Below are 19026 nucleotides of genomic sequence, written 5' to 3' on the forward strand. Positions count from 1 at the left end.
CGTGCCAGTTGTGGCACCCGGCATGCTGACGCGCCTGTTCGGGGCGTGTTCAGTGCAGACGATTCAGGGTTAACCGCGCCCTTCGACGCAGCGCGCAACGAACAGCGTAGCCACCGCGAGGTCCGCGCTGGTGCCGGGATTGATCGCGCGGGCCTTCAATTCGGCGTCCCAGGCATCGAGTTGCGGATCGCTTGCCGAGCGGCGCGCGGCGGGTCGCGTTTGGCGCCAGCGCGCGTGCTGTTCGCGTGCCGCGAGCGTGACACTCTGCGCCAGCGCCAGGCCGTGCTTGCGCACAATGTGAGAGTCGGGCCAGCCGGCGAGGAACGCGAGAAACACGTTGAGCATCGCGATTTCGCCTGGATCGACGGGCGCGGGTTCGGACGTTGGCGTCGAGGCTTCGAAGCAGGCGGTGAGGCCGGTGTCGAACAGGTCCGCGAAACCGTTCGCGTACTGCCGCGCGATGCTGTCGCGCTCGCTGGCGAGCCGCATCGCGTCGCGCAGGCCGATCGTCGGCGCTGCGTGGACCGATTGCTCGGGCGCGTCGCCGAGGCCGCCGGGCTTGGCGAGCGCGATCGCGCGATAGGCGAGCCGCGCATCTTCGACGTCGAGCCGGCTCAGCACGTCGCCGACGGCCGCGCGCCACGCTGGCGCCGTCAGCGGCCGTTCGCCGGTTTCGTCGAGAGCCGCGGCGAGCGGCGCGATCAGCAGCACGATGCCGAGATTCGTATTGCAGCCGACGGCCGCGCGCGTCCGTGTGACCGCGTCGAGAATGCGCTGTCCGACGCGGGCGCCGCGCGCGAACAGCGCGTCGAGCGATGCGTCCGCGCTGGCGAGGAACTGCGCCGCGTTCATGCCGTGGCCGGGGCTCTGGTTGCTGACGTTGCCGGGTTTCGGCGTGATGACGTCGAGCGTGCAGGCCGCGAGGAAGGCTGCGCGCGCATGCTCGACGGAGATTGCATGAGGGATGGGCATGACGCTCAAGCCCGGCGCTGCGGAGACTGCACGGGCACCCCGGCGCTAGCGGCTTGCTCGGCTTGCTCGTTCGCGCGCCGTTGCGCCGCAAGTTTGCGATCGAGCAGATCGTCGACCAGCGCCGCGGCGACATCGAGCGGCACGACCGACTGCAAACCGCGCCACGCGGCCACGCCGTTGACTTCGAGCACGAGCGGCAGCGCGGCGTCGTCGGGATTCGGGATCAGGTCCACGCCCGCGTAGTCGAGCCCGAGCGCGACGGTGGCGCGCACGGCACTCTGCGCGAGCGGGACCGTCAACTCCGCGGCCTCGCAGCGCGCGCCTTGCGCGACGTTGTGAATCCAGCCCTTGCCGCCGCTGCGCCGCATCGCCGCGACCGCTTTGCCGCCGATCACGAGCACGCGCCAGTCGAAACCGGGCCGGGCGCCGGCAACGAAGCGCTGCAGATAAGCGACCTGCCGATAACGCGCGAGCGACGGCAGCGGCGCGAGCAGCCCGCCACGCGCGCCGAGCCGTTTGAGCCCGTGGCCTTGCGAGCCGAACAGCGGCTTGAGCACGACCTGGCGGCCGGCGGCCGCTTCGCGCATCAGGACGCGTTGCGCGAACGCGGCGGACTCGCCGGCCCAGGTGGCCGGTGTCGGCACGCCCGCGCGATGCAGCAGGAAGCTCGTCATCGATTTGTCGACGCTGCGCTCGATCGCACGGGCGTCGTTGTAGACCGGCACGCCCGACTCGCGCAGCGCGTGCAGGATGCCCAGGCGCAGCGTCACCTGCTCGAAAGTGCCGCCGGCGATGCCGCGCACGAACACCGCATCCGGCAGCGTGCGGCCGAAGCCCGGGATCACGAGGCCGTGCGGCAGCCACGTGGTGTCGATGCGGCAATCCGCGAGATCGACGCAACGCGCTTCGGCGCCGCGCGCGCGGAACGCCTTTTTCAACCGGCCGGTGTGCCAGCCGGTTTCGTCGCTCATGATCGCGATGCGCAGGCCCGCTGTGATCGTCATCGCGCGACCGGCTCGCCGCCCCACTGTTTGCGCAGCAGGCCGCCGTCGAGCCGGCCGCCATGATAGGTCACGCCGCTTTCGAGGCTGCTGACCCACACCTCGGCGGGGGCGAACAGTGCGGGGTCGATCTGATAGAAGTCGAAGTTGACAGCCGTGAAGACGTCCGCGAACGGCCGGCCGTAGTCGCGCGAATTGGCGGAGGGCAGCGTGTCTGCGAGACGTCGCGCGATCTCGTCGTGCCGGACCGTCAGATGCACGCGGCCGCCGTACAGGATCGCGTCGTTGGTGCGGCCCATCGCCTGAATGCCGTCGGGCGCGGGCGGCGGCAGCGGCGCCGAGCCCGTGCCGGCGACGATCTCGTCGAGCGGCACGCCGAGCACGTGCACCTTGTGCAGCGCCACTTCGACGACGCGGGCCACGACCTGTACCGTTCCCGCGACAGAGTGTGTCGGCGTGACGATCAGCGTCAGGTGGTCGGGCGCGAGGCCGCAGTCGTGCAGCACCTTGTCGATCACGACCTGCGGCGGCAGACGGTCCACTTCGAGCACCAGCGCGCCGCGTTCGTGGCGGTCTCGATAGCCGAGTTCGTCGAATAGCGGTTCCTTGACCGCGAGCGCGCGCGCGGGCCCTGAGCCGAGCGAAAAGAACTTTTTGCCGCCGGTCTGCTCCTTGGTCGCCGCGAGGCTCCAGCCCGCGTACTGGCTGCCGAGACAGGCGAGCACCGGCGACGAGGTGCTGACCTCGAGCATCGTCGGCCACAGCGGCGCGGCGTCGAAATTAGCGCGTACCGCGACGCGGCCGAGACCGCCCATGCAGATGCGCGCGATCAGCACGCCGGCGTCGAGACTGCCGCGGGCGTCGACGCCGGCATCGGCGATCACGGTGCCGGCGGGTGTGCGAGTGAGCGCGACGCCGAGATGTGCCGCCTGATCGACGAGCCGGGCGACGAGGCGCTCTGACAGCGCATTCACGCTCGGCGGCGCGGTGGGCGGGGATGTCTCAATGGGCGTGGAGGCAGGCATGGTCGGGCTCATTGCAGGTTTCGATTCGTTGGACGACGCGTTCGTGCTGCGCATCGAGCGCGGTGCGCACCGCGTCCGTCGACGCCGCTCGCACGAGCAGCGTGCAGACCGGCTGCCCGACGTCGATGCGGGTGCCCGGCATCGGCACGTCGCGGCATTGCGGATCGCGCAGGCAGGCGTCGGAGAACGCCGCGGAGACGTTGAACGGCCGCTGCGCGAACAGCACCCGCTGGCCGGCGCGCCAGCGCGGCGCGCGGGCCCGTGCGAGGCTCGCGGCCGACGGCGCGCGGCCGTGGCGGCACGCGTCGAGGTGGCAGGCGAGCAGGCCGGCTGGCCACGCATCGGGCGACGCGGTTTCGTAGAGCGCCATCGTCGACGAAGGGCGCGGGTTGATTTCGAGCACGTCGAACGAGGTGCCGTCCGACAGAAAATCGCAGCTGTTGATGCCGACGAGGCCGGCGCTTGCGCATAGCGCGTCGAGCGCTTGCTGCACCAGCGCAACGAACGCCGGCGGCAAGTCGATCGGCCCGATCGAGCCCGCATGCACGAAGCGCAGATCGCCGATCGCGCAGGTGAGCTGCTCGGCGAAACCGATCAGATGCGCGCGGCCGTGCGCGCCGATGAACAGCGCCGACAGCGAGCGGCCCTGGCCAAGGCGCTGGAAGTAACCGTGCGCGGAGGCGCTCGTGGAGTCGAACGAGTCGGCGGGCTGGATATGCGTGCCGCCACAGCCATCTGCCTGCTTGAATAGCCAGCCCTCGGCTGTCGTGGGCCGCTCGAACGACACAGCCGGATGCCCGATGCGCAACGCGTCGAGCAGCGCGAAGAAACGCCGCGGCTCGCGTACGGCCGCGATCGCCTCGGCATCGTTGCCGAGAAAGCGCGGCAAGCCGGGCTCCCGGCACAAGTCAGGCATCAAAGGTTCGAGCCCGCTGCCGCCGATCCAGCCAAGCAATCCTGGCAACCGCGCGACGCGCGCAAGCGCATCGACGAGCCGCGCCCGGTCGATCCCGAGCGCGCCATCACCGCCGCCGATGTCGAACCACAGTTCGGCGGCCTCGCGCGTGTCGCAGTCGCCGAAGATATCGAGCGCGGCGACATGCAGGCCGGCGCGCGCCGCGGACTGCGCGAGCAGGCGCGCGGACTGCCCGACGACCGCGACGATGGGCGCATGCATGAGCGGCCGGTGCGGCTTCATGACGGCCGCTCTCAGCCGAGACCGGCCGCGACCGCGCGGGCCTCGTCGTAGGCTTCCGGGAAGCCCAGGTAGACCGGCTTGCCGCCCGTGCGCATGCGCATGAACAGGCGATGCTCGACCTGATACTTGACGTTGCCGATCGCCAGCGCGCCGATGCCGACCGCGCCCGCGTTCGGCACGCCGTCGATCGGCTTGCCATCGTTCATCACGTTCACGCCGGCGATGCCTTCGGGCGGCACCGCGTTGACGTCGGCGGCGACGAGCAGGCGTTTTGCATGCGCGAGGTCGTCGCGGCCGACCACCTGCACGCCCGCGACAGCAGTGGCAATCGCGATTTCCGCTTCGGCGAGGGCGCCGCGCAGCTCGTCGGACGTCGTGGTGCCGATGCCGTTGGTGACGATGCCGAAGCGCTCGTTCAGTTCGGCCGATGCGGCGAGCGCGCGACTGCGGTGGGTGTGGCTCGCGATCGTCACGTCGGCGCCGCGCGACGCGGCGATCGCCGCCGCGATGCGCCCGACCGCGCCGGCTCCGCCGAGAATCAGCACGCGCTTGCCGCCGAGCTCCACGCCGTGCTGCTTGCCCAGATGCCGCTCGACCAGCGCGACGAGCGCGGCCGCGGTCGTGTACGAACCGCTCGGATCGGCGAACACGGAGACCTCGAACGGCGGGACCATCGCGCGGCGCGCGGTGTCGAGCATGGCGACGGCCTGCATCACGTCGCGTCCGCCGATGAAGATGCCGGTGCGCGACACCCCCTTCGGGCCGCGCGAGAAGATCGCGTCCTGCGTGAGGTTCGCGACCATGCCGGCTTCGACGTTGCAATACGGCACGATGACCTGGTAGCCGGCGTCGGCGGCCATATTGACGTCGAACGGACTCATCTGCGGCGTGGCCGTGAACATGTGCAGGATGTAGGGCCTTTCAATGGTTTCTGACATGGCAGGGGCTCGTTGTAGTGGCAGTCTCGGGAAGGCGCGGGGCAACGCCGCGCCGCGCGTGGCAGCGCGTCAGGTGAGCGGCGGCCTGAGCGGCGACCTGAGCGGGGCCGCGCATCATGCGGCGTCGATGTGCGGCGCGCGCACCTCGGCGCCGCTGATCGCCGCGCCGCTATTGCGGCCCGCGACGACGCTGCATTCGATATGCGGCAGCGCGCTTGCGACGGCGCGCGCGGTTGCGAGCGCGCGTTCGGCCTCGCGCGCGTTCGCGAGCACCGCGAAGCCCGTCGGGCCCCACGAGGTCTGGCCGATGCCGGCGGTGCGCTCGGCGGCGACCGCGCGCAGCACGCGCTCGACGTCGGGACTCGCGAACACGCCGCCTTGCGCGCTCGCGAAGTATTCGCCGATGGTCTGCTGCAGTTCGGTGAGGCCGTGCGCGAACGGCGCGAAGTTATGTTCGGCGGCGCCGGGCAGGATCTGCATCAGCACCAGATGGCACAGATGCGCGGCGAGCCGCTGCGGAAACGGTGCGAGCGATGCGAGCGCGCTGCGTTCCTCGGCGCCGTGCAAGCCCTCGCGGCTGCTGTCGCTGACGAGCAGCACGCGCCACGGCTGCGGAAACGGCTGGCGCGACAGCAGCGGCGGCATGCTCTGGCGCAGATCGCCGGGCGGGCCGCCATCGAGCAGCAGGCCGCCGCACTCGAAGCCGAGTATGCCGATCCCCGAGCGCGCGCCGCGTCCGAGCAGACTGGCGAGCTCGGCGCTCGTCGCCGGCTGGCCGACGAGACGCGTGAACGCGGTGCCCACGGCGAGCGCCAGCTGCGTGCCGGAACCGAGGCCGGTATGGGCGCGTGGCGCTTCCAGCACGTCGATCGCGAGGGTCGCCGGCCCGTAGGCGGCCTGCAGCCGCGCGAGACTCAGCGCGATCCGTTCGCGCTCGGCCTCGCTCGCCACCCCGCCGATCTGCTCGCGTTCGGCGAGCCGCGCCCGGATCCGCGTGCCGTGCGTATCGATGACGAGCCCCAGGCTGCCGAACGCGCGCCCGAGCGACGCGTTCGGATCGAGAAAGCCCAGATGCAGCCGAGCGGGCGCATCGATCGTGATGGGCGCGCGTGGCGGCAGGCGGCGGAGCTGAAGCGGCATCTCGAGTGTCCTCAGGTGTCCTTGCGGGTGCGCGAAACCGGGTTCGGCGGCGGGGTGTGCGCAACGCGTCGTATCGCGTCGCGGGTTCCAGCGACAGTGCGCCCGGCGACGTCAAGCGAAAGCCGTACCAGGCGCGCGCAACGGCCACCGCAGCGGATCCGGCCCACGGGAACCTCTGAACGGGCGCGCCGCGCGCCACCCGGTTTCGCCGCTGCATGGACGCTGTGTGACGCCGAAGGCGCACTGTGTCACGCGCTGTTTCATCCGGCGGCAGGCGCGCGCGTCAACTGCCTTGCGCGGTTTTCGGCGCGTCGTACTTGATATAGCGGAAGCGCTGATCGTCGGACGGCGTGCCTTCTAACGGGCCCTCCTCGTGGCCGGGCTGCCAGTGGACCACCGATTCGATCTTCGTCGCGAGCGCGAAGTCCTTGTCGGTGATGCCCTTGGCGGTGTGCGTTTTGAGCTTCACGATCACGAACGCATACGAGACCGTCAGATCGGGGTGATGCCACGCGGCTTCCGCGAGGTGCCCCACGGCGTTGACCACCATCAGCGTTCCCTTCCAGCCCTCGGTGCGGTATTTGCGCCGCAGCCAGCCATCTTCCAGATACCAGTGCTGCAGCGGACCGACGAGGCGTTGCTGGATCTCTTCGTCGGTATAGACATGCTCGGTGTTTGCCATGGCGGTTAGCTCCTCGAATGCGCGAATCGTTCGCCGAACGAAGCTTCGTTGCAGTGACAGGCCCGTGCTGCGGCGCATGATTCGCAAAGGACACGATTCGTATCACGCAAGTGACACAGTATGTGCCGCATCGCGTGACGCAACCCCTTCAGCTTACCGCCATGCAAGCATCGGCGTGCAACGCCCGAGTGCCGCGACAGGTCGCGCGTGCCGGGTCGGCGGGCCACCGCACGCAAGAGCGGCAGCGTTGCCGCTATTCCGGCATGGAATATGCGTTGGCCGTTCATGCGTTGCGAAGCCCGACATCGAATCGGGATAGCGCGTTAATCGTTACCTGCAATCGAGAAGGCGCGCACGATGCGATGAGGTAGCGTGGGTCATTCGTGAGTTGAACAGCAGGACAATTCTGGAGGAGACATGAACTTACGCACTGTAGTTCTTGGGCTCGCGATCCTCGCATCCGCAGCCTTTAGCTCTCTGGCTGCGCAGGCCGATTCGCAGCTCGACGGACTGATGAAAAACCCTTCCAACTGGGCGGCCCAGGCGGGCGATTATGCGAATCACCGCTACAGCCCGCTCAAACAGATCAACGAGAACAACGTCGGCAAACTGCAGGTCGCATGGACCATGTCGACCGGCGTGCTACGCGGCCATGAAGGCGCGCCGCTCGTGATCGGCGACACGATGTATATCCACTCCCCGTTTCCGAACAAAGTCATTGCAGTCAACCTGAAGGATCAGACGTTCCTCTGGCAGTATCAGCCGAAGCAGGATGAACAGGTCGTCTCCGTGATGTGCTGCGACACCGTCAATCGCGGTCTCGCATATGGCGACGGCAAGATCTTCCTGCAGCAGGCCGACACCAAGCTCGTCGCGCTGAATGCAAAGACGGGCGAGGTGGTCTGGACCGCGCAGAACGGCAATCCGAAAGCCGGTGAAACCAACACCAACGCGCCGCACGTATTCGGCGACAAAGTGCTGACCGGTATTTCGGGCGGCGAGTTCGGCGTGCGCGGGCGTCTGATCGCGTACGACATCAAGACCGGCAAGCCGGTCTGGACTGCGTACAGCACGGGCCCTGACAACGAAATGCTGCTCGACCCGGAAAAGACGATGACGTACTCGAACGGGCAGATGGTGCCGGTGGGCGCGGATTCGTCGGTGAAGTCCTGGAAGGGCGATCAGTGGAAGCTCGGCGGCGGCACCACGTGGGGCTGGTATGCGTGGGACCCGAAACTCAACCTTGTTTACTACGGTACTGGCAATCCGGGCACATGGAACCCGACGCAACGTCCGGGCGACAACAAATGGTCGATGTCGATCTTCGCGCGCGACCTGAATACCGGCACGGCCAAATGGGTCTACCAGATGACGCCCCACGACGAATGGGACTATGACGGCGTCAACGAAATGATCCTGTCCGACCTGACGATCAACGGCAAGAAGGTGCCCGCGATCGTGCACTTCGACCGTAACGGCTTCGGCTACACGCTGAACCGCGAAACCGGACAACTGCTGGTCGCGCAGAAGTACGACCCGGCGGTGAACTGGGCCGATCGTGTCGATCTGCAAAGCGGCCTGCCGATTCGCAACGCGGCGTACTCGACGCAGGCGGCCGGGTCCGACCACAACGTGAAGGGCATCTGCCCGGCGGCACTCGGTTCGAAGGACCAGCAACCGGCGGCGTTCGATCCGAAGACGAGTCTGTTCCTCGTGCCGACCAACCACGTCTGTATGGACTACGAGCCGTTCGATGTCGACTACGTGTCGGGGCAGCCGTATGTGGGCGCCACGCTGTCGATGTATCCGGGCCCGAACGAGGGCAACGCGATGGGCAACTTCATCGCGTGGGATGCGAGCAAGGGCAAGATCATCTACTCGAAGCCGGAGAGGTTCTCGGTATGGTCGGGTGTGCTGGCGACCGGCGGCGGCATCGCGTTCTACGGCACGCTGGAAGGCTACCTGAAGGCGGTTCGCATCTCGGACGGCAAGGAACTGTGGCGCTTCAAGACGCCGTCGGGAATCATCGGCAACGTCTTCACGTATGAGTATCAGGGCAAGCAGTACGTCGGCGTGTACTCGGGCATCGGCGGCTGGGCCGGCATCGGCATGGCGGCGGGTCTCGAGAAGCCGACCGAAGGTCTGGGCGCGGTCGGCGGCTACAAGGATCTCGCGAAGTACACCGCGCTCGGCGGCACGCTGTTCGTGTTCGCGATCCCCAACGAAAAGAGCTGAACGAACGGCTGAAATGAAAGGCTGAACGAGCGGGGCGGCTTGAACAGGCACGGCCGCCCCGTCAGCCTCGCGCAAGCATTGAATTACCCCCAAATCGCGCCCGTTGGTGGATGCGTCGCTGAAACGCATCGGGGCGCGGCTTTTTCCCAGATGGAGACATGTGCATGAAAGGCCGATCTATCCTGTTGCTCACCGCGTTGCCCGTAGCACTCGTCATGCTGCCCGTCGGATACGCGCAGAACAATCCTTCGATTGCGCAGGTCGCGTACAAGGTAGTCGACGGTAACAAGGTCGACAGCAATACGCTGCAGGGCTGGAAGACGTGGCGCGCGCTCGCTTGCGAACGCTGTCACGGCGCGCAGCAGCAGGGCATGGTCGGGCCGTCGCTGATCGACGCGTTCAAGACGCTGGACAAGAACGAGTTTCATCGCACGGTGTTCGGCGGCCGGGTCGATAAGGGTATGCCCGATTTCAGCGCGAGCCAGATGATGCAGAAGAACTGGGAGAATCTCTATGCGTATCTGAAAGGACGCTCCGATGGACAGATCAAGCCGGGCGATCTGCATGCCATCGACTCGAATTAACGCCGCGCCGTCATTGTTCCGGAGGCTCACGATGCGTGATAAGAGAAGCATGTCCGTGCATGTCAGCGTGCTCGCGGCCGCGTTGTGTGGGGCCGCGCTCGCGAGCGCCGCGGTCCGGGCGGATGGCCCCGCGCTGCCGAACAACGACGGCGCGGACGGCGTGCTCAGGGTATGCGCGGACCCGAACAACATGCCGTTGTCGAACGACAAGGGCGAGGGCTATGAGAACCGCATCGCCGCCCAGATGGCGAGCGACTTCGGCTACAAACTCGAATACACGTACTTTCCGCAGCGCATGGGCTTCGTGCGCCACACGTTGCGCGAGAAGGCGGAGGGCAGCGAGCGTTATCGCTGCGATCTGATCATCGGCGTGCCGAAGGGCTATGACATGACATCGACGACGCAGCCGTATCTGCGCTCGACCTACGCGATGGTGCTGCCGAACCGCCCCGAATTCGCGAGCATCAAGACGCCCGACGACCTGCTGAAACTGCCGCCCGATCAGCTGCACAAGCTGCGTTTCGGGATCTTTTCGCAAACTCCGGCGGTGGACTGGCTGCTCGGCCACAACCTGATCGACCAGGCGGTGTCGTACCAGGTGCAAAGCGGCGATCCGGGCGTATATCCCGGCCAGATGATCGAACACGACCTGGCCGCGGGCAACGTCGACGTGGTCTTCCTCTGGGGGCCGATCGCCGGCTACTTCGCCAAGCGCGCCGGTGATTCGGTCAGGCTCGTGCCGTTCCCGCCGCAGCCCGGCATCCGCTTCGACTACACGATTTCGATGGGTGTGCGCTACGGCGAGAAAGACTGGAAGGACAAGGTGGATCAATGGATCGCCGCGAATCACGACAAGATCGACAGCATCCTCGCGACCTACCAGGTGCCGATGCTCAAACCGGTCGACGCGCCGGCGGGCAAGCCCGGCGACGCATCGCAATGACGCGCGCGCGCGGCGCCTGGCTGCGCGCGGCACGCGCCGCGCTGATGGGGACGCTGTGCTTGCTGTGCCTCGCGCCGGCCGCGAGCCGTGCGGCAAGCCCGGCGAGCGCCGCGTCGGCGCCGGGCGGCGACGATATCACGCCGGCGGAGCGGCTGATTTTTCTGACCGATCATCTGCACGGCGTCGCCGCGCAGACCGAGCTCGACTACGCGCTGATCGATTCGGAGCAGCCGTCGCGCAGCACCGATGTCGTCAAGGTGCTGGTGGTCAGCGAGAACAACGCGAAGGGCGACGCACAGGTGACCGACCATACCGGCAGCGTGAACCTGCCGATCGGCGGCCTGCAGTGCAATCCGGCGATCATTTATTTCCTCGAACGCGACATCGCGGAGATGCAGGGTCTCACCGGCGGGCAGCGCCGCTATTTCCAGCAGCGTCTGCGTCTCGCGCTCGCCGCGGGGCCGCAGATCGAGAGTGTGCCGGGCGAGCTCGGCGGCAAGCCGGTCAGCGCGCGGCGCATCGTCGTGCAGCCTTATCTGAACGATCCGAACGGGGCGCGCTTCGCGCAGTACACGGGCAAGCGCTACACGTTCGTGCTCGCCGACGGCGTGCCGGGCCAGGTCCTGCAGATTCGCACCGACGTGCCGGGCCCCAACAACGACTTTGCGCATCCGGCGCATTCGGAGTCGTTGAGCTTTCAATCCGCACTGAACAAGTTGCCATCGGGCAAGGAGCCGGCGAAGCCGTCGAATGCGCCGCGGGCGAGCCGTTGAGTCTTCGATGCAGAACGCGAGTTTCGCGACGCACCGGGTCAAGCTGAACTTCGTTCGCACGCTGACCCTGCGGCAGTTGCAGATCTTCGTCGTCGCGAGCCGTTATACGAGTTTCGCGCGCGCGGCCGAAGAGCTGCATCTGACGCAGCCGGCCGTGTCGATGCAGATTCATCAGCTCGAGGAGGCGATCGGCCTGCGGCTGTTCGAGCGCGTCGCGCGCAAGCTCACGCTGACCGAAGCGGGCGAGGTGCTGACCCGTCACGCGAGCCGCATTCTCGGCGAAATCAAGGACACCGAAGACGCGATGATGTCGCTGAAGCAGGCCGACAGCGGCTCGATCAACGTCGGCATCGTCAGTTCGGCGACCTACTTCGCGCCGAAACTGCTGGCGATGTACTCGCATCTGTACCCGAAGGTCGACGTGCATTTCTCGGTCGGCAATCGCGACGCGCTGCTGCGCATGTTGCAGGACAACGCGATCGATCTCGCGATCATGGGCCGCCCGCCGCCCGAACTCGATACGACGGCCGAGCCGCTCGCGAGCCATCCTCAGGTGGTGATCGCGCCGGTGCAACATCCGTTGTGCGGCGCGCGCCGCTTCGATCTGCAGGAGTTGAGCAACGACACCTTTCTGCTGCGCGAGCCGGGCTCAGGGACGCGCATGGCCGCCGAGGCGATGTTCCGTCAGCATCTGTTCACTCCCGCGAAAACCGTCACGCTCGGCAGCAACGAAACGATCAAGCAGGCGGTGATGGCGGGCATGGGCGTGAGCCTGATCTCGCTGCATACGCTGCAGCTGGAGTTGCGCACCGGCGAGATCGCGCTGCTCGACGTGAACGGCACGCCGATCGTACGAACGTGGCAGATCGTGCATCTGCGCACCAAGCAGCTTTCGCCGACCAGCGTGATGTTCCGGCAGTTCCTGCTCGAACATGCGGCGGTGCATCTGGAGCAGGAATATGCGCAGTTTGCGGGGGTGTTTGCGAAACGGCCGGTCGGGGCGCAGCGGTAGCGCGATGCGTGCGTTGCGTGCGGCGCGGCGCAAGCGCGCTCGTCGGCTTGCTGATGAACGGTGCGTGATAGGCGGCATCGATGGCACAGTCTGTACCCGTCTGTCGTGACAGGCTGCCAACTTTTCGCATTCGATTTAACTCTTGCGTCCCTCCTCTGCGATCGGCATAAACCGTGCTTGAACGGAGGCTGGCGAGTCTTGAAGCGCGTCGACGTTCGGGCGTCGCGCAAATAAACGCCAGCCACCACGGAAGGGGATCGCAGCGATGGTTTCTGGCGAGCAGCTTCAGGACTGGCGTTTTCACGCCCAGCAGATCGAAAACGAAGTGGCGAGAGTCGTCGTCGGTCAGCAGCAAACGCTGAGGCTCATCAACGTCGCGCTGTTCGCACGCGGCCACGTGCTGCTCGAAGGCGGCGTCGGGGTCGGCAAGACGACCGTGTTGCGGGCGTTCGCGCGCGTGGTCGGCGGCGATTTCGAGCGCGTCGAAGGCACGATCGATCTGATGCCGGGCGACCTCGTCTATCACACCTATGTCGACGCCGACGGCAAGCCGCGTATCGAGCCCGGCCCGTTGCTGCGCCACGGCGAGCAGCTGACCACCTTCTTCTTCAACGAGATCAATCGCGCGCGCCCGCAGGTGCAATCGCTGCTGCTGCGCGCGATGGCCGAGCGTTCCGTGTGGGCGTTCGGCCGCGAGCATCGCTTTCCGCACATGACCGTGTACGCCGACCGCAACAAGGTCGAGAAGGAAGAGACCTTCGAGCTCGCTTCGGCGGCGCGCGACCGTTTCCTGTTCGAGCTGAACATGCCGACCCCGACCGACGAGGAGGCGCGGCGCAGCCTCGTGTTCGACACGAGGTTCCATGACGTCGACGGCCTGCTCGCGCAACTGACGCCGTCGATCGTGGCGTGGGAACAGTTGAACCGGATCGGCGCGGCGATCCAGCAGGGCGTGCAGGCGAGCGAGACGATCGAGCGCTACGTGCACGACATCTGGCAGGCGACGGAAGCGCCGGCGCGCTTCGGCATCACGCTCGACGGCGTCGACATGGAGCAGCTGATTCTCGCGGGCGCGAGTCCGCGCGGCATGAGCGCACTGGTGCGGGCCGCGCGCGTGGTCGCGTGGCTCGCGGGACGCACGCATCTGCTGCCGGAGGACATCCACGAGGTGCTGCTGCCGGCGCTGGGTCATCGCGTGTTTTTCACGCCGATCTACGAACTGCGCCGCCAGGAGCTGGCCGAGGCGCTGATCGCGCGGATCGTCGCGAACGTCGCCGTGCCTCGCTGAACGCCGACGCGCTTACACGATGAACGGCATCGCTGAATTCCACTATCGTCTGCCGATGCGCGCGGCCGGTGCGCGGCCCGGCTCGCATCCGGGCTCGAGTTTCGGCTCGGGCCAGCAGTTCGCGATGCACGGCCGGCTGTTCGACTATCCGGACCCGCGCCGCCTCGATCTGCGCGCGAGCTTGCGCGCGGCGCGCGACGAGTGGCTCGTGCGCGTGCATTTGCAGCGCGTCGCGGTTTCCGTGTTCGTGATCGTCGACGTGTCGGCGTCGATGCGATTCGGCACGCATAAAACGAAGCTGCAGGTCGTCGCTGATTTTGTCGAAGCGCTCGGCCATAGCGCGTTCCGGGTCGGCGACCGGCTCGGCATGCTGGCCTTCGATAGCGGCGAACGCGACGATCTGTTCATGCCGGCGCGCACGGGACGGGGCACCGGCTCGCTGCTCGCGAGCATGCTGCGCGAAGGCGTCACTGATAGCGCTGACCGTCAGGCGAATGGTCACGCCGAACGTCACGCTGAACGCGGGGCCGCCGAAGGATTGCGGCGTTGCGCGATCCGTATCGCCGGTCGTCAGGCGCTGGTGTTCGTGGTGTCCGATTTCCACTGGCCGCTCGCGCGACTGTCGCCGGTGCTCGACATGCTGGTGCATGCGTGCGTGGTGCCGATGGTCGTATGGGACGCGGCCGAGACCACGCCGCCGCAGCACGCGTCGCTGCTGGCCGTCAACGATGCGGAGTCCGGCGAGGAGCGTCGCGTGTGGCTCTCGCGCGGCGTGCGCGAGCGCTGGCGCGAAGGCGTCGCGCGACGTCGCGACGAACTCGCCGCGGTGTTCGGCGCACGCGGCATCCAGCCGTTCTTCGTCGAAGGCGCGTTCGATCCGGAAGCGATGTCGCGCTACTTTCTGGAGCTGACGGTATGAGCGCGCGCGGGGTGCGCGGCGGCTGCGCGCGTCGGGCGGCGCTGCGCGTGCTGATCGCGTCGCTATGCGGCGGCGCCGCCTGCGCGATGGCCAGTGCCGCCGAGGTGGCCGCGCTCGTTCAGGAGCCGCGCGCGTTCGGCTATGTGCTCGGCGATGTGCTGACGCAGCGCGTGCTGCTGGAGGCCAACGGTCGCGACCTCGGTGCGGTCACGCCGCCTTCGGTCGGACGCACGGGCGTCTGGCTCGAACGCCGGCCCGTGACGCTCGAAACCGATGCCAACGGCCACAAGTGGATGGTGATCGGCTATCAGGTCGTCAATGCGCCGCAGACGCTCACGCAGATCACGTTGCCCGCGTTGACGCTGACGTCGGCGGCGGGCACGCAGTTGCAGGTCGCCGAATGGCCGGCGAGCATCGGACCGCTGACGCCGCAAACCGCGTTCGCCGCGGGGGACTTGCAGCCGCTGCGGCCCGACCGGCAGGCGCCGATGGTGGGCACGGCCGGCTGGCGCCGGCAGATCGCGTGGGCGCTCGGCCTGTTGCTCGCGACGCTGCTCGTGTGGGCGAGCTGGTGGTGGGCGCGCAATCGGCGCGAGGCGGCGCGGCTGCCGTTCGCGCGGGCGTGGCGGCAGATGCAACGGCTGCCGGAGGCGCCCGCCGCTTCATCGAACGATGCGTGGGTCTGCCTGCATCGCGCGCTGAACGAAACCGCCGGCCAGGTCGTGCATGCGGCTTCGCTATCCGCGTTGCTGGCGCGTGCGCCGTATCTGCAACCGCTGCGCGCGCAGCTCGAACGTTTCTATCTGGCCTCGGCCGAGCGCTTTTTCGGGCCGGCGCCGCATGCCGTCGAGAATGCCGGCGAGCTTTCGCTGCACGCGCTGTGCCGTGCGTTGTATCGAGCGGAGAGGCGCCATCAGCGATGACCATGAGCCTGGATTTCGCCCTTCCGTGGATGCTGGTGCTGCTGCCGCTCGCCGCGCTGCCGCTGCTGCGGCGGCGCAGCGACACGCTGGTGTTTTCGAGCGTCGCATGGCTGCCCGCTGACGACCTCGGGCGCGTGGCGGGCTGGCTCGTCCGCGGCGGCGCGGCGCTGGCGATCGCGGCGATCGTCGTCGGGCTGGCGGGGCCGGGGCGCTCGCAGTTGCAGGTGCTGCGCACCGGCAGCGGCGCACAGATCCTGATTCTGATGGACCGCAGCCAGAGCATGGACGAGCCGATAGGCAGCAAGGGCGTCGAGGCGCCGCGCGGCGACTCCAAGAACCACGTGGCGCGCGCGGCGCTGACGCGCCTCGTCGAGCAGCGGCCGAACGACCGCCTCGCGTTCATGATGTTCGGCACCAACCCGGTGCTGGCGATGCCGTTCACCTACAACCATCGCGTGATCGAGGCCGCGGTCGCGGCCACGGCGATTGGCCGCGGCATGCCGGACACCGAGCTCGATCGCGGCATGCTGGCGGCGATCGCGCAGTTCGACGAGCGCTTGTCGTCGGGCCGCCGCGCGATCGTGCTCGTCTCCGATGGCGGCGCGTTGCTCGACGAAACGATGCGACGGCGCATCGAGGAGGGACTGCGACGCAACCGGATCGCGCTGTACTTCATCTACCTGCGCAGCAGCGTCTTCAGTCCCGATCTGAACGCGACGCAGCCCGCCAGCGGAAGCTCGGCCGAAGCGCAGCTGCATCGCTTCTTTCTGACGCTGAAGACGCCTTACAGGCTGTTTCAGGCCGAAGACCCGAAGGCGATGATGGCGGCGATCGCGGAGATCAACCGGCAGCAGAACGCAACGACGACGTTCGTCGAGCATCTGCCTCGCCAGGATCTGAGTCCGTACTGTTTCGCGCTCGCGCTGTTCTGTGCGGCGCTGCTGGTGCTGTTGCACCAGTTGCAGGTCAGGAGCTGGGCATGAAGCGCGCGCTGATCCACACGCTGTTCGGCACCGTGACGATCTGTTGCGCCGCGTGGGCCGCGTATGGCTTCGTTCGTCTGCAGCACGCGGAGCGGGTCAATCAGGCCATCGTCGCGACGAACGCCGCCGCGCGTGACCAGCAAGCCGGCGGCGACGCGCGCGAGGTTCAGCTGGCCCGTGCGATAGCGCTATCGAAAGCGGGCTCCTACGACGCGGCGGCGCGACTCTATAACGGTCTGCTCGCCGAGGGCAGCCCGCCTGATGAAGTCGGCCGCGCGGCGCTGTTCGATCTCGGCAATCTGTACTTGCGCGAAGGCAGCGGCGACAACGCGCAGACGGTCAGGTCTCTGGCGATGATCGGCGAGGCCAAGGCGCGCTACCGGCTCGCGCTGCGCGCGGCGCCCGACGATTGGGACGCGCGCTACAACCTCGAGCGCGCGCTGTGGCTCGCGCCGGAAACGCCGTCCGCGCTCGCCGGACCCGATGTAAAAGAGCAGCACAACGTCACAGTGCGCGACGCGCGCAGCCAGGACCTGCCATGAGCGGCGTTCGGCGCGAGCGTGGCTTCGCAAAATGGCGTCATGCGTTGACGCCGCTCGCGCTCGTCGCGTTGATCGCGGCGGTCGCGATGCCGGACGTCACGTTGCCGCGCAACACGTTTGACTACATCGTCACGTTCGACATCACGCAAAGCATGGACGTCGAGGATGTGGTGCTCGGCGGCGCCCCGGTCAGCCGGCTCAAGTTCGCGCAGGCCGCGATGCGCGACGCGCTCGAACGTTTGCCGTGCGGCTCGAAGGTCGGCTGGAGCGTGTTCACCGGGCAGCGGGTGTTGCTGCTGATGGCGCCGGTCGAAGTCTGCGGCAACTACGACGCGCTGCTGGTGTCGCTCGACGGCATCGACGGGCGCATGCGCTGGACCAACTGGAGCCGCATTGCCGAAGGCGGTGTGTATTCGGCCGTGCGCGTCGCGAAGGATGTCGGCGGCGGCGCGGCCATCGCGTTCGTCACCGATGGGCAGGAGGCGCCGCCGCTGTTGGCGTCACGCCCGCTGATGGAAGGCATCAATGCGGCGAGGACCAGGGGCTGGCTGATCGGCGTCGGCGGCGACCAGCCCGCGGCCATTCCGAAGACCGATGCCAATGGCAACCGGATCGGCGTCTGGCAGGCCGACGACGTGATCCAGGTGCCGCCTACGCCCGGCTCCGGTGTAGCGGCGCAAACGCACGAGGAATTGTCCGAATTGCGCGGTGAGTACCTCGCTTCGGTGGCTCGGCAGACGGGCCTCGACTACCGGCGTCTGCTGAACGTGACGTCGTTCGGCGATGCGCTGCTCGAAGCACGCTTCGCCCGCCGCGAACCCGTGCCGACCGATCTGCGCTGGTGTCCCGCGCTGCTCGCGTTGCTGCTGCTCGTCGCGCGCTTCATGCCCGACGCCGTTCTCGCATGGCCGCGCGCCTGGCGAAAGCGTTTTCAAACGATGGCTTTGCGCATCGCGCCGGCATTCAATGGCCGGCCAACACGCGCCGACTGACTACCGCGAGCGCGACCGTTGACGCTGCAACGGTTGAAGATGCAGGTACCCGATCTGACCGCGCAGTTGCCTGGGAACCCTCGCAAGAGTTGCCGGGGATCGTTCGATTCGCGACGCTTGGACCAGAAGCTTTTGCCGGTCTTCGCCACACTCGCGAGATACCTCACACATTGACCTACCGGTCCGCAAATCACTGACTACAATGTCTGAATGCAAGCGACGCTGCGAGGCGCGCGGTTCGAGTGACGCGCCGTGTCATGTGACGTTTCAATTCCTTCATGGAGGCATGCCGATGACGTGCCAAAACGAGAGGATTGTCGGAGTGGTACTCGTCTTGATGAGCGGCTACGCGTTTGCGGGAGGCCCCTTCGGCGATGTGCCGCAAGCGATGATGGTCGCCAACATCGTCGCGTCGCCCGTCGAAGTCGTGCCGCCCATTCCCGAGCCTCGGCGCTACTTCGAGCAGCAGCGCTATGCGATGGAGTATCAGGGGGATCGGGGCCAGCCGTTCTACGCGCAAATGGAGAATTACTATAGCGTGGACCTTGCGCGCGATACCCAGCTCGGCACCAAGAAGGCCTTGGTGTCGTCCGGACCGCAGTTCGCACCGGTGTCCGAACCGGGCGCAAATGCCGCCGCGCAGAGTGCTTCGAATGCTCTACGTATGGGTCCATCTACCGCACCGCAAATATCCATCGTTCAGATGAACAGTTCAGTGTTGTCGATTGGCCAGTCACCGCAGCGGCGCTTGTCCTTGACGGTCGACAACTGGGTGTTCTCCGGCACCGCGCGCGTCGCGATTCTGCATTCTCACGATACGGGCGCGACGCTGATCGTCAAACGCCGCTACTGAGTGATGTCGAGCGGCTGCGCCGC

Annotated in this window: 19 protein-coding genes; 12 read left to right on the forward strand and 7 right to left on the reverse strand. The window is 67.4% G+C overall.

Annotation, left to right across the window (positions count from 1 at the left end):
- Nucleotides 1-69 precede the first annotated feature (69 nt).
- The 7 genes from G5S42_RS15270 to G5S42_RS15300 form a co-directional block, all read right to left on the reverse strand.
- Complete coding sequence (locus tag G5S42_RS15270; protein ID WP_176107510.1) at nucleotides 70-972, reverse strand: triphosphoribosyl-dephospho-CoA synthase; 903 nt, start codon at nucleotides 970-972, stop codon at nucleotides 70-72.
- A gap of 5 nt (nucleotides 973-977) precedes the next feature.
- Nucleotides 978-1976 carry an ATP-grasp domain-containing protein gene (locus G5S42_RS15275; RefSeq protein WP_176107511.1) on the reverse strand — a complete coding sequence of 333 codons (999 nt, stop codon included), beginning with the start codon at nucleotides 1974-1976 and terminating at the stop codon, nucleotides 978-980.
- On the reverse strand, nucleotides 1973-2998 hold the full coding sequence (gene mch, locus G5S42_RS15280) for a methenyltetrahydromethanopterin cyclohydrolase (RefSeq protein ID WP_246392002.1): 1026 nt from the start codon (nucleotides 2996-2998) through the stop codon (nucleotides 1973-1975). Before mch ends, G5S42_RS15275 begins: the two co-directional genes overlap by 4 nt.
- Nucleotides 2976-4196, reverse strand: a complete 1221-nt coding sequence (locus G5S42_RS15285) for an ATP-grasp domain-containing protein (RefSeq protein ID WP_176107513.1) — start codon at nucleotides 4194-4196, stop codon at nucleotides 2976-2978. The genes mch and G5S42_RS15285 overlap by 23 nt, the downstream gene beginning before the upstream one ends.
- Before the next feature lie 11 nt (nucleotides 4197-4207).
- Nucleotides 4208-5134, reverse strand: a complete 927-nt coding sequence (locus tag G5S42_RS15290; protein ID WP_176107514.1) for an NAD(P)-dependent methylenetetrahydromethanopterin dehydrogenase — start codon at nucleotides 5132-5134, stop codon at nucleotides 4208-4210.
- A 114-nt stretch (nucleotides 5135-5248) separates the two neighbouring features.
- A complete protein-coding gene (locus G5S42_RS15295; RefSeq protein WP_176107516.1) occupies nucleotides 5249-6274 on the reverse strand; it encodes a beta-ribofuranosylaminobenzene 5'-phosphate synthase family protein in 1026 nt (341 codons plus the stop codon).
- Between the two features lie 283 nt (nucleotides 6275-6557).
- Nucleotides 6558-6956: a 4a-hydroxytetrahydrobiopterin dehydratase gene (locus G5S42_RS15300; RefSeq protein WP_176107517.1), complete on the reverse strand. Its 399-nt coding sequence runs from the start codon at nucleotides 6954-6956 to the stop codon at nucleotides 6558-6560.
- Between the two features lie 417 nt (nucleotides 6957-7373).
- Here G5S42_RS15300 and G5S42_RS15305 point away from each other — a divergent pair, with 417 nt between their 5' ends.
- The 12 genes from G5S42_RS15305 (at nucleotide 7374) to G5S42_RS15360 (ending at nucleotide 19003) form a co-directional block, all read left to right on the forward strand.
- Nucleotides 7374-9191: a methanol/ethanol family PQQ-dependent dehydrogenase gene (locus G5S42_RS15305; protein WP_176107519.1), complete on the forward strand. Its 1818-nt coding sequence runs from the start codon at nucleotides 7374-7376 to the stop codon at nucleotides 9189-9191.
- Nucleotides 9192-9355: 164 nt separating this feature from the next.
- Complete coding sequence (locus tag G5S42_RS15310; RefSeq protein WP_013091077.1) at nucleotides 9356-9775, forward strand: c-type cytochrome; 420 nt, start codon at nucleotides 9356-9358, stop codon at nucleotides 9773-9775.
- 31 nt (nucleotides 9776-9806) lie between these two features.
- Nucleotides 9807-10718 carry a substrate-binding domain-containing protein gene (locus G5S42_RS15315; protein WP_176107520.1) on the forward strand — a complete coding sequence of 304 codons (912 nt, stop codon included), beginning with the start codon at nucleotides 9807-9809 and terminating at the stop codon, nucleotides 10716-10718.
- Complete coding sequence (locus tag G5S42_RS15320; protein ID WP_176107521.1) at nucleotides 10715-11491, forward strand: hypothetical protein; 777 nt, start codon at nucleotides 10715-10717, stop codon at nucleotides 11489-11491. Before G5S42_RS15315 ends, G5S42_RS15320 begins: the two co-directional genes overlap by 4 nt.
- Before the next feature lie 7 nt (nucleotides 11492-11498).
- A complete protein-coding gene (locus G5S42_RS15325) occupies nucleotides 11499-12503 on the forward strand; it encodes a LysR family transcriptional regulator (protein ID WP_176107522.1) in 1005 nt (334 codons plus the stop codon).
- 265 nt (nucleotides 12504-12768) lie between these two features.
- On the forward strand, nucleotides 12769-13791 hold the full coding sequence (locus G5S42_RS15330; RefSeq protein ID WP_176107523.1) for an AAA family ATPase: 1023 nt from the start codon (nucleotides 12769-12771) through the stop codon (nucleotides 13789-13791).
- Between the two features lie 19 nt (nucleotides 13792-13810).
- Nucleotides 13811-14710 (forward strand): DUF58 domain-containing protein, encoded by a 900-nt coding sequence (locus G5S42_RS15335; RefSeq protein WP_176107524.1) that lies wholly within the window; start codon nucleotides 13811-13813, stop codon nucleotides 14708-14710.
- Nucleotides 14707-15633 carry a calcium incorporation protein MxaA gene (locus tag G5S42_RS15340; RefSeq protein WP_176107525.1) on the forward strand — a complete coding sequence of 309 codons (927 nt, stop codon included), beginning with the start codon at nucleotides 14707-14709 and terminating at the stop codon, nucleotides 15631-15633. Before G5S42_RS15335 ends, G5S42_RS15340 begins: the two co-directional genes overlap by 4 nt.
- On the forward strand, nucleotides 15630-16616 hold the full coding sequence (locus G5S42_RS15345; RefSeq protein ID WP_176107526.1) for a vWA domain-containing protein: 987 nt from the start codon (nucleotides 15630-15632) through the stop codon (nucleotides 16614-16616). The genes G5S42_RS15340 and G5S42_RS15345 overlap by 4 nt, the downstream gene beginning before the upstream one ends.
- Nucleotides 16613-17158, forward strand: coding sequence for a tetratricopeptide repeat protein (locus G5S42_RS15350; RefSeq protein ID WP_176107527.1), 546 nt, complete (start codon nucleotides 16613-16615; stop codon nucleotides 17156-17158). Before G5S42_RS15345 ends, G5S42_RS15350 begins: the two co-directional genes overlap by 4 nt.
- On the forward strand, nucleotides 17155-18150 hold the full coding sequence (locus G5S42_RS15355) for a vWA domain-containing protein (RefSeq protein ID WP_176107528.1): 996 nt from the start codon (nucleotides 17155-17157) through the stop codon (nucleotides 18148-18150). Before G5S42_RS15350 ends, G5S42_RS15355 begins: the two co-directional genes overlap by 4 nt.
- Nucleotides 18151-18472: 322 nt before the next feature.
- Nucleotides 18473-19003: a hypothetical protein gene (locus tag G5S42_RS15360; protein ID WP_312883571.1), complete on the forward strand. Its 531-nt coding sequence runs from the start codon at nucleotides 18473-18475 to the stop codon at nucleotides 19001-19003.
- The last annotated feature ends 23 nt before the right edge of the window (nucleotides 19004-19026 follow it).

The organism is Paraburkholderia youngii, from assembly GCF_013366925.1.
In the GTDB taxonomy this organism is placed as follows: Bacteria; Pseudomonadota; Gammaproteobacteria; order Burkholderiales; family Burkholderiaceae; genus Paraburkholderia; species Paraburkholderia youngii.

Coding starts and splice junctions, on each gene's coding strand:
- G5S42_RS15345 (WP_176107526.1), top strand. CDS start 15,630: ATGACCATGAGCCTGGATTTCGCCCTTCCGTGGATGCTGGTGCTGCTG.
- G5S42_RS15285 (WP_176107513.1), bottom strand. CDS start 4,196: ATGAAGCCGCACCGGCCGCTCATGCATGCGCCCATCGTCGCGGTCGTC.
- G5S42_RS15305 (WP_176107519.1), top strand. CDS start 7,374: ATGAACTTACGCACTGTAGTTCTTGGGCTCGCGATCCTCGCATCCGCA.
- G5S42_RS15340 (WP_176107525.1), top strand. CDS start 14,707: ATGAGCGCGCGCGGGGTGCGCGGCGGCTGCGCGCGTCGGGCGGCGCTG.
- G5S42_RS15335 (WP_176107524.1), top strand. CDS start 13,811: ATGAACGGCATCGCTGAATTCCACTATCGTCTGCCGATGCGCGCGGCC.
- G5S42_RS15290 (WP_176107514.1), bottom strand. CDS start 5,134: ATGTCAGAAACCATTGAAAGGCCCTACATCCTGCACATGTTCACGGCC.
- G5S42_RS15350 (WP_176107527.1), top strand. CDS start 16,613: ATGAAGCGCGCGCTGATCCACACGCTGTTCGGCACCGTGACGATCTGT.
- mch (WP_246392002.1), bottom strand. CDS start 2,998: ATGCCTGCCTCCACGCCCATTGAGACATCCCCGCCCACCGCGCCGCCG.
- G5S42_RS15355 (WP_176107528.1), top strand. CDS start 17,155: ATGAGCGGCGTTCGGCGCGAGCGTGGCTTCGCAAAATGGCGTCATGCG.
- G5S42_RS15270 (WP_176107510.1), bottom strand. CDS start 972: ATGCCCATCCCTCATGCAATCTCCGTCGAGCATGCGCGCGCAGCCTTC.
- G5S42_RS15330 (WP_176107523.1), top strand. CDS start 12,769: ATGGTTTCTGGCGAGCAGCTTCAGGACTGGCGTTTTCACGCCCAGCAG.
- G5S42_RS15315 (WP_176107520.1), top strand. CDS start 9,807: ATGCGTGATAAGAGAAGCATGTCCGTGCATGTCAGCGTGCTCGCGGCC.
- G5S42_RS15295 (WP_176107516.1), bottom strand. CDS start 6,274: ATGCCGCTTCAGCTCCGCCGCCTGCCGCCACGCGCGCCCATCACGATC.
- G5S42_RS15325 (WP_176107522.1), top strand. CDS start 11,499: ATGCAGAACGCGAGTTTCGCGACGCACCGGGTCAAGCTGAACTTCGTT.
- G5S42_RS15310 (WP_013091077.1), top strand. CDS start 9,356: ATGAAAGGCCGATCTATCCTGTTGCTCACCGCGTTGCCCGTAGCACTC.
- G5S42_RS15300 (WP_176107517.1), bottom strand. CDS start 6,956: ATGGCAAACACCGAGCATGTCTATACCGACGAAGAGATCCAGCAACGC.
- G5S42_RS15275 (WP_176107511.1), bottom strand. CDS start 1,976: ATGACGATCACAGCGGGCCTGCGCATCGCGATCATGAGCGACGAAACC.
- G5S42_RS15320 (WP_176107521.1), top strand. CDS start 10,715: ATGACGCGCGCGCGCGGCGCCTGGCTGCGCGCGGCACGCGCCGCGCTG.